8 protein-coding genes and 2 pseudogenes are annotated in these 8,489 nt (G+C 52.0%); 7 read left to right on the plus strand and 3 right to left on the minus strand.

Features of this window, described 5'->3' with window-relative positions; translation table 11 throughout:
- Positions 1 to 84: 84 nt before the first annotated feature.
- From BFF42_RS05990 to ubiA, 3 genes and pseudogenes are all read left to right on the plus strand, one after another.
- Positions 85 to 291 (plus strand): annotated as a pseudogene (locus tag BFF42_RS05990) (SopA family protein); the annotation flags it as partial.
- Between the two features lie 222 nt (positions 292 to 513).
- The gene (gene ubiC, locus BFF42_RS05995) at positions 514 to 1,011 is read left to right on the plus strand and encodes a chorismate lyase (RefSeq protein WP_001295693.1); all 498 of its coding nucleotides are present in this window, start codon (positions 514 to 516) and stop codon (positions 1,009 to 1,011) included.
- A gap of 12 nt (positions 1,012 to 1,023) precedes the next feature.
- Positions 1,024 to 1,896, plus strand: a complete 873-nt coding sequence (gene ubiA / locus BFF42_RS06000) for a 4-hydroxybenzoate octaprenyltransferase (protein WP_000455227.1) — start codon at positions 1,024 to 1,026, stop codon at positions 1,894 to 1,896.
- Between the two features lie 153 nt (positions 1,897 to 2,049).
- On the opposite strand, the gene plsB is transcribed toward ubiA, so the two are convergent.
- Positions 2,050 to 4,473 (minus strand): glycerol-3-phosphate 1-O-acyltransferase PlsB, encoded by a 2,424-nt coding sequence (gene plsB, locus BFF42_RS06005; protein ID WP_012421231.1) that lies wholly within the window; start codon positions 4,471 to 4,473, stop codon positions 2,050 to 2,052.
- 170 nt (positions 4,474 to 4,643) lie between these two features.
- Between plsB and dgkA the strand changes: the two genes are divergently transcribed.
- The 4 genes from dgkA to BFF42_RS06025 all read left to right on the plus strand — a co-directional run bounded on the left by dgkA (position 4,644) and on the right by BFF42_RS06025 (position 7,453).
- A complete protein-coding gene (gene dgkA / locus BFF42_RS06010) occupies positions 4,644 to 5,012 on the plus strand; it encodes a diacylglycerol kinase (protein WP_000002907.1) in 369 nt (122 codons plus the stop codon).
- 109 nt (positions 5,013 to 5,121) lie between these two features.
- The gene (gene lexA / locus BFF42_RS06015; protein WP_000646078.1) at positions 5,122 to 5,730 is read left to right on the plus strand and encodes a transcriptional repressor LexA; all 609 of its coding nucleotides are present in this window, start codon (positions 5,122 to 5,124) and stop codon (positions 5,728 to 5,730) included.
- Between the two features lie 72 nt (positions 5,731 to 5,802).
- Positions 5,803 to 7,128 carry an MATE family efflux transporter DinF gene (gene dinF, locus BFF42_RS06020; protein ID WP_001308275.1) on the plus strand — a complete coding sequence of 442 codons (1,326 nt, stop codon included), beginning with the start codon at positions 5,803 to 5,805 and terminating at the stop codon, positions 7,126 to 7,128.
- Between the two features lie 115 nt (positions 7,129 to 7,243).
- Positions 7,244 to 7,453, plus strand: coding sequence for a CsbD family protein (locus BFF42_RS06025; RefSeq protein WP_001030593.1), 210 nt, complete (start codon positions 7,244 to 7,246; stop codon positions 7,451 to 7,453).
- Between the two features lie 41 nt (positions 7,454 to 7,494).
- Here the strand turns inward: BFF42_RS06025 and zur are convergent, their stop codons facing one another.
- On the minus strand, positions 7,495 to 8,010 hold the full coding sequence (zur, locus tag BFF42_RS06030) for a zinc uptake transcriptional repressor Zur (protein WP_004988057.1): 516 nt from the start codon (positions 8,008 to 8,010) through the stop codon (positions 7,495 to 7,497).
- 144 nt (positions 8,011 to 8,154) lie between these two features.
- Positions 8,155 to 8,489, minus strand: a pseudogene (locus BFF42_RS06035) (IS1-like element IS1X2 family transposase); the annotation flags it as partial.

The following is an 8,489-nucleotide window of genomic DNA, read 5'->3' on the forward strand; positions in this document are numbered from 1 at the left end:
TAGCAACAGCTCACCCATGCGGCTCTGACAACGATGTTAACCCGCGTTAAATATCCCACGTTGGCCAGCATCTGTCTCACGGAAAGTCATACTGCCTTACATGATATGTTGAATCCTACAAAAGATACCAATTGGAATTCCACGTGTATCTATAAATCCTGACATAAGATGTTGCCTGTTAATCTTACTCAGGAAACACTTTTCAACTCCAAATCTCAGGATAAACATGCGCTTTTCCCCATTTTTACTGCGAGTTGGCGAGCTTATCGTATAATGAATAAGGGTGCTTAAGTAAAGGAAAACATCACCGTTCCTGGCATCCTGGGCGGTGATGCCCCTATGGTTGCCCTCGCCAGCGCGGGCATCGGCAAAGCGTAAGGTTCAAAAGCGATTTACCACTTCATGCGATTGTTGCGTTTTTGTTGCGCATTAGATCACTTAATTTGCTTTACATCTCCCGTAAACACTTTTCTGCGATACAATGCCTTTACGTTATGTAACGGAGAGTTCGGCATGTCACACCCCGCGTTAACGCAACTGCGTGCGCTGCGCTATTTTAAAGAGATCCCTGCCCTGGATCCGCAACTGCTCGACTGGCTGTTGCTGGAGGATTCCATGACAAAACGTTTTGAACAGCAGGGAAAAACGGTAAGCGTGACGATGATCCGCGAAGGGTTTGTCGAGCAGAATGAAATCCCCGAAGAACTGCCGCTGCTGCCGAAAGAGTCTCGTTACTGGTTACGTGAAATTTTGTTATGTGCCGATGGTGAACCGTGGCTTGCCGGTCGTACCGTCGTTCCTGTGTCAACGTTAAGCGGGCCGGAGCTGGCGTTACAAAAATTGGGTAAAACGCCGTTAGGACGCTATCTGTTCACATCATCGACATTAACCCGGGACTTTATTGAGATAGGCCGTGATGCCGGGCTGTGGGGGCGACGTTCCCGCCTGCGATTAAGCGGTAAACCGCTGTTGTTAACAGAACTGTTTTTACCGGCGTCACCGTTGTACTAAGAGGAAAAAAATATGGAGTGGAGTCTGACGCAGAATAAGCTGCTGGCGTTTCATCGCTTAATGCGTACGGATAAGCCAATTGGCGCGTTACTGCTGCTCTGGCCAACATTATGGGCGTTGTGGGTGGCGACACCGGGCGTTCCTCAGCTCTGGATCCTGGCGGTATTTGTCGCGGGTGTCTGGCTGATGCGCGCTGCCGGATGTGTGGTGAATGATTATGCTGACCGAAAGTTTGATGGTCATGTTAAGCGCACGGCGAACCGACCACTTCCCAGCGGCGCGGTAACAGAGAAAGAGGCGCGCGCGCTGTTTGTAGTGCTGGTACTGATTTCGTTTTTACTGGTACTGACGCTGAATACGATGACCATTCTGTTGTCGATTGCCGCTCTGGCGTTGGCGTGGGTGTACCCGTTTATGAAGCGGTATACCCATCTCCCGCAAGTGGTGCTGGGCGCGGCGTTTGGCTGGTCGATTCCAATGGCTTTTGCCGCTGTGAGTGAGTCGGTGCCATTGAGTTGCTGGTTAATGTTCCTCGCCAATATTCTCTGGGCGGTGGCTTACGACACGCAGTATGCGATGGTTGACCGCGATGATGATGTGAAGATTGGCATTAAATCCACGGCAATCCTGTTCGGCCAATACGATAAATTGATTATTGGTATTTTGCAGATTGGCGTACTGGCACTGATGGCGATCATCGGTGAGTTAAATGGCTTAGGCTGGGGATATTACTGGTCAATTCTGGTGGCTGGCGCGCTGTTTGTTTATCAACAAAAACTGATTGCCAACCGCGAGCGTGAAGCCTGCTTTAAAGCATTTATGAATAATAACTATGTTGGTCTGGTACTATTTTTAGGGCTGGCAATGAGTTACTGGCATTTCTGATGATGTAAAAAAGCCGGATGATCATCGGCTTTCTTCTGGGTTGCCTGATGCGCGGCGCTTCTCAGGCCTACACAACACATCGCAATTTATTGAATTTGCAGATTATGGAATGCCGGATAAGGCGTTTTCGCCGCATCCGGCAATTCTCTCTGGTTACCCTTCGCCCTGCGTCGCACTCTCAATCGTCAAACGCACGTCTGATGTAATCAACTCCGCCAGCAACTGATAAACCTTCATCGTTTCTGCCGGTTCGGCATCGCCGCTATCGCTGATATACCCTTCATCACGCAGCGTCAGCACCAGAGAACTGAACACCGCCTTGTCGAAGAACTCCGGCGCGTTGATACCGTGCAGCACGGAGAGACGTTGCGCGACGGTGCGGCTCTCTTTCTCCAGCGTACCGCGGTTGATCGACGGGTTAGCGCTCAACAGCCAGAAGGTGATGGCATAACGTTGCAGCGTTTCGCGCGCGCCTGCGGCCAGCAGCTGTAGCGTGCGAGAATGCGACGGGTTGATATGCAACTCATCATCTTGCAGGGTAATCAGCCCCTGACGTTGCATCTCATTTGCCAACGCATCAATAACGTCCGGCAACTCGTCGCGATCCCAGCGCAGGAACAGCTCCGCTTTCAGCATTGGGTAAAGCACATTGACGTGCTCCATCAATACGTCGCGGGAGATGTGGCGATGCTGGGTGACAATTGCCGCCATCAGCGAAGGCAGCACCAACATATGCGCAATGTTGTTGCGATAGTAGGTCATCAGCACCGCTTGCTCGCGCGGCAGAATGATGATGTCGCCGATAGTGTCTTTCTCAACTTCAAACTTGTTCATTTGCAGCGCGTGATCGATAAGCTCGCTGGCGCTGGCTGAAGGAACGGTAGAGTCCGTGGAGTAAGGTACGTTGCGCATCAGATCCAGGTAGCAGTTGAGTTGCTCGGTTAACTGCTCGCGGGTAAGTGAGCGCTGACGTGATGCCAGTAGCGCGGTACAGCAGAGGTTCATGGCGTTTGCCGCGCCTGCGTTGTTAATGCGTACCATCAGATCGGCAGCAATATTATTGACCGTCGGCGTTAACCATGCCGGACGCACCGCTTCGATGGGATCGATAGATTCACGCCAGTCAGGTACATGCTGGTTAAGGTAGGTCATCAACGGCATTGGTTCACCGAAGTTGACGTAACCCTGACCGAGATTACGCAGCTTGCTTAAACCGCGCAGCATCTGCGGCAGGCTCTCTTTCTCTTTCGTCGCACCGCGCAGTTCTTTGGCGTAAGTCCCCACTTCCATGACGTGCTCATAACCGATATAGATCGGAATCAGCGTAATCGGACGCGTGCCGCCACGCAGCATCGCCTGAATGGTCATCGACAGCGTACCGGTTTTCGGATCCAGCAAACGCCCCGTACGGGAACGACCGCCTTCCACGAAATACTCGACGGAATAACCACGGCTGAACAGTTCGCCGAGATACTCACGGAAAACGGTGGAATAAAGTTTATTGCCTTTAAACGTACGGCGAATAAAGAACGCCCCCAGACGGCGGAAAATCGGCCCGGCCGGCCAGAAATTCAGGTTGATCCCGGCGGCGATATGCGGCGGCACGAGCCCCTGGTGGTACAGCACGTAAGAAAGTAGCAGGTAGTCCATGTGACTGCGGTGGCAAGGCACATACACCAGCTCATGACCGTCGTGGGCCAGCTGGCGAACGCGCTCGGCGTTATGGACGTTGATGCCCTGATAAAGTCGGTTCCAGGTGAAGCCCAGAATGCGGTCAGTCAGGCGGATCATCTCGTAAGAGAAATTCGCCGCAATCTCTTCCATCAGCGCAATCGCGTTCTGCTGCGCTTTTTCATGGGAGATTTTTTTGCTGTGCGCTTCATCTTCTACCGCTTTGGCAATGGCGCGGGAGGCGAGCAGCTTATTAAACAGATCCTGACGAGCAGGCAGACGTGGGCCCACAGCAGCCAGACGTTGACGGGCAAAGTGCATACGCGCCACGCGCGCCAGTTTCTGTGCGATAGTTTTATCCGTGCCGTGTTCATCCGCCATACGGCGCAGCGAAACTGACGGCGAGAAACGCACAAAACTGTCGCGACCGAGCCACAGTACGGCGAAAAATTTCTGTACGCCGTTAAGCATACGCAGCGGCGGGTTTACTTCGCCTTTTTCACGCCCCGGCGCGCGACCAAACATCACCGATACTGGCACCATCTGCACATCCAGATTTGGGTTGCTACGGTGCAAATCGAGATAGTCGTGGAACAGCTTAATAGACTCTTCTTTCGGCGTGTAATAGGTGAATACACGCGGCCCGCCGTGAATGAACACATAGCGCGGCAGTAGCATGCCGTCGATTTCCAGCGGCTCTAACGGGTCAGGCAAGTCATGAGCCAGACACTGGGCGCGTAACGTCAGCAAATCTGCTTTCGAGTTGTACGGTAAAACGTACATAATTGGACGAGAGGTATCCAGCCCCAGTTCCGGGGCAGGATCTGCCGGAATAGACTTGCTTTTTACCAGGATGCTTAATGGTAAATTCAGTAATTTGTAGTAAATTCGTGGCCAGCCGGACATAAACGATGTAAAGCCTCTGGTTAATAATGCAAATGCGCGGCAAGGATAGCAGAAAGTCATGGGAAATTCTGTGGTATCCGCTCATGTTTCGCGCGGCGTTACGCAAACCCGAATCATCGGATTTAACGGTACACTGATATTGACGCTCATAATGTAAAAAGGTTCTTTCAATGGCCAATAATACCACTGGATTCACCCGAATTATCAAAGCTGCTGGCTATTCCTGGAAAGGTTTACGCGCTGCATGGATCAACGAAGCGGCATTCCGTCAGGAAGGCGTAGCGGTATTGTTGGCGGTGGTCATCGCCTGCTGGCTGGATGTGGACGCAATTACCCGCGTGCTGCTTATCAGCTCCGTGATGCTGGTGATGATTGTGGAAATCCTCAATAGCGCCATCGAAGCAGTGGTTGACCGAATTGGCTCTGAATACCATGAGCTTTCCGGACGCGCAAAAGATATGGGATCCGCCGCGGTGCTGATTGCGATTATCGTCGCCGTGATAACCTGGTGCATCCTGTTATGGTCGCATTTTGGATAACCCTTCCAGAATTCGATAAATCTCTGGTTTATTGTGCAGTTTATGGTTCCAAAATCGCCTTTTGCTGTATATACTCACAGTATAACTGTATATACACCCAGGGGGCGGAATGAAAGCGTTAACGGCCAGGCAACAAGAGGTGTTTGATCTCATCCGTGATCACATCAGCCAGACAGGTATGCCGCCGACGCGTGCGGAAATCGCGCAGCGTTTGGGGTTCCGTTCCCCAAACGCGGCTGAAGAACATCTGAAGGCGCTGGCACGCAAAGGAGTTATTGAAATTGTTTCCGGCGCATCACGCGGGATTCGTCTGTTGCAGGAAGAGGAAGAAGGGTTGCCGCTGGTAGGTCGTGTGGCTGCCGGTGAACCGCTTCTGGCGCAGCAGCATATTGAAGGTCATTATCAGGTCGATCCTTCCTTGTTCAAGCCGAATGCTGATTTCCTGCTGCGCGTCAGCGGGATGTCGATGAAAGATATTGGCATTATGGATGGCGACTTGCTGGCAGTGCATAAAACTCAGGATGTACGTAACGGTCAGGTCGTTGTCGCACGTATTGATGACGAAGTTACCGTTAAGCGCCTGAAAAAACAGGGCAATAAAGTCGAACTGTTGCCAGAAAATAGCGAGTTTAAACCAATTGTCGTTGACCTTCGTCAGCAGAGCTTCACCATTGAAGGGCTGGCGGTTGGAGTTATTCGCAACGGCGACTGGCTGTAACATATCTCTGAGACCGCGATGCCGCCAGGCGTCGCGGTTTGTTTTTCATCTCTCTTCATCAGGCTTGTCTGCATGGCATTCCTCACTTCATCTGATAAAGCACTCTGGCATCTCGCCTTACCCATGATTTTCTCCAATATCACCGTTCCGTTGCTGGGACTGGTCGATACGGCGGTAATTGGTCATCTTGATAGTCCAGTTTATTTGGGCGGCGTGGCGGTTGGTGCAACGGCGACCAGCTTTCTCTTTATGCTGTTGCTGTTTTTACGCATGAGCACCACCGGGCTGACTGCGCAGGCTTATGGTGCCAAAAATCCTCAGGCATTAGCCCGTGCGCTGGTGCAACCGTTGCTGTTGGCGTTGGGGGCAGGGGCGTTAATTGCGCTGCTGCGTACACCGATTATCGATCTGGCACTGCATATTGTTGGCGGTAGTGAAGCAGTCCTGGAACAGGCGCGGCGCTTTCTTGAAATCCGCTGGTTAAGCGCACCGGCGTCGCTGGCGAATCTGGTATTACTTGGTTGGTTACTCGGCGTGCAATATGCCCGTGCGCCAGTAATTTTGTTAGTGGTCGGCAATATCCTCAACATTGTGCTGGATGTCTGGCTGGTGATGGGGCTGCATATGAACGTGCAGGGCGCGGCGCTGGCGACGGTTATTGCGGAATATGCAACATTGCTGATTGGTCTGCTAATGGTGCGTAAAATCCTCAAACTACGCGGAATTTCCGGCGAAATGCTGAAAACTGCCTGGCGAGGAAACTTCCGTCGCTTGCTGGCGCTTAACCGCGATATCATGCTGCGTTCGCTGTTGTTGCAACTCTGTTTCGGCGCGATCACCGTACTTGGTGCGCGACTGGGGAGTGACATTATCGCTGTTAACGCGGTTCTGATGACGCTACTCACCTTTACCGCCTATGCGCTGGATGGTTTTGCCTACGCGGTTGAAGCGCATTCCGGTCAGGCGTACGGTGCGCGCGACGGTAGCCAGTTGCTGGATGTCTGGCGGGCAGCGTGCCGCCAGTCGGGGATCGTAGCGTTACTGTTTTCGGTAGTTTATTTGCTGGCAGGGGAACACATCATTGCGTTGCTGACGTCGTTAACCCAGATTCAGCAGCTGGCCGACCGCTATCTTATCTGGCAGGTGATTTTGCCGTTGGTTGGCGTCTGGTGTTATCTGCTGGACGGCATGTTTATAGGCGCAACGCGCGCAGCCGAAATGCGTAACAGTATGGCGGTGGCCGCCGCAGGTTTTGCGTTGACGCTCCTTACGCTGCCGTGGCTGGGTAATCATGCTTTGTGGCTGGCGTTAACCGTCTTTCTGGCGTTGCGCGGGCTTTCTCTGGCGGCTATCTGGCGGCGTCACTGGCGCAACGGTACCTGGTTTGCCGCAACGTGACGGTTAAAAATTCTGAATAAATAATCCTAAGCCAAATTGCTGACTACACTTAATCTCACGTTCAGAAGAAAAGTGAACGTACTCTCATTCACAACCTAACGATGAGGTCTTGATTATGAATAAAGATGAAGCCGGCGGTAACTGGAAACAGTTTAAAGGTAAAGTGAAAGAGCAATGGGGCAAACTGACCGATGATGATATGACGATCATTGAAGGTAAACGTGATCAACTGGTCGGTAAAATCCAGGAACGTTATGGTTATCAGAAAGATCAGGCAGAAAAAGAGGTCGTGGATTGGGAAACCCGCAATGAATATCGCTGGTAATTAATCCCTCCTGCCCGACGTGTACAAGGATGTACGCCCTCTTAACGCGGTTTCTTTTTCACCTGCACAGAGTGATCATGCTGGCACTGTTCAGGATGACGACACGCTTCCACTTCCACGCATGCCGCACAGAGCCCATGTGCTTCAATCACATTATGCCGCAGGGCAAACCCCATTTTTGCCGCCAGCGTATGCATGATGTCTTCCACGCCTTCTGCACACTCTTCTTTCACTGCGCCGCAGCGATCGCAAATAAACATGGCTGAAGTATGGGTGGACTGGTCGAACAGATGACAGAGCACATAACTGTTGGTGGATTCCACCTTATGCACAAAACCTTGCTCAAGCAGAAAATCCAGCGCGCGATAAACCGTTGGCGGCTTGGCTTGCGGTTCAGCTTCGCGCAGTAAATCAAGCAGATCATAAGCGCTGATAGCGCCATCCTGCAGACTCATCAGGCGCAACACTTCCAGGCGCTGTGGGGTCAGGCGCACATTACGCTGCGCGCAGATTTTTTCAGCCTGCGCTAATAACTCCTGCGTTGTGGTCTTTTCCATCGGGCACCTCAAAGTGGGGGTTAAGAATGTCCTTACTTTACCATGTTCCAGGAAAAACACCGAGAACCCTTATTGTTGCCGTAATGTTGATTTTCTGTTTTGTAGGTAAGGTGTTATGTTGCCTTGTCGGGTAATGCTGCCAACTTACTGATAGTGTTTTATGTTCAGATAATGCCCGATGACCTTGTCATGCAGCTCCACCGATTTTGAGAACGACAGTGACTTCCGTCCCAGCCTTGCCAGATGTTGTCTCAGATTCAGATTATGTCGCTCAATGCGCTGAGTGTAACGCTTGCTGATAACGTGCAGCTTTCCCTTCAGGCGTGATTCATACAGCGGCCAGCCATCCGTCATCCATACCACGACCTCAAAGGCCGACAGCAGGCTCAGAAGACGCTCCAGTGTGGCCAGAGTGCGTTCACCGAAGACGTGCGCCACAACCGTCCTCCGTATCCTGTCATACGCGTAAAACAGCCAGC

It is taken from the genome of Shigella sp. FC1661, assembly GCF_001712525.1.
In the GTDB taxonomy this organism is placed as follows: domain Bacteria; phylum Pseudomonadota; class Gammaproteobacteria; order Enterobacterales; family Enterobacteriaceae; genus Escherichia; species Escherichia coli.

Bases quoted from the DNA above. Each gene is read 5' to 3' on its own strand.
- ubiC (WP_001295693.1), top strand. From the start codon at position 514: ATGTCACACCCCGCGTTAACGCAACTGCGTGCGCTGCGCTATTTTAAA.
- ubiA (WP_000455227.1), top strand. From the start codon at position 1,024: ATGGAGTGGAGTCTGACGCAGAATAAGCTGCTGGCGTTTCATCGCTTA.
- plsB (WP_012421231.1), bottom strand. From the start codon at position 4,473: ATGTCCGGCTGGCCACGAATTTACTACAAATTACTGAATTTACCATTA.
- dgkA (WP_000002907.1), top strand. From the start codon at position 4,644: ATGGCCAATAATACCACTGGATTCACCCGAATTATCAAAGCTGCTGGC.
- lexA (WP_000646078.1), top strand. From the start codon at position 5,122: ATGAAAGCGTTAACGGCCAGGCAACAAGAGGTGTTTGATCTCATCCGT.
- dinF (WP_001308275.1), top strand. From the start codon at position 5,803: ATGGCATTCCTCACTTCATCTGATAAAGCACTCTGGCATCTCGCCTTA.
- BFF42_RS06025 (WP_001030593.1), top strand. From the start codon at position 7,244: ATGAATAAAGATGAAGCCGGCGGTAACTGGAAACAGTTTAAAGGTAAA.
- zur (WP_004988057.1), bottom strand. From the start codon at position 8,010: ATGGAAAAGACCACAACGCAGGAGTTATTAGCGCAGGCTGAAAAAATC.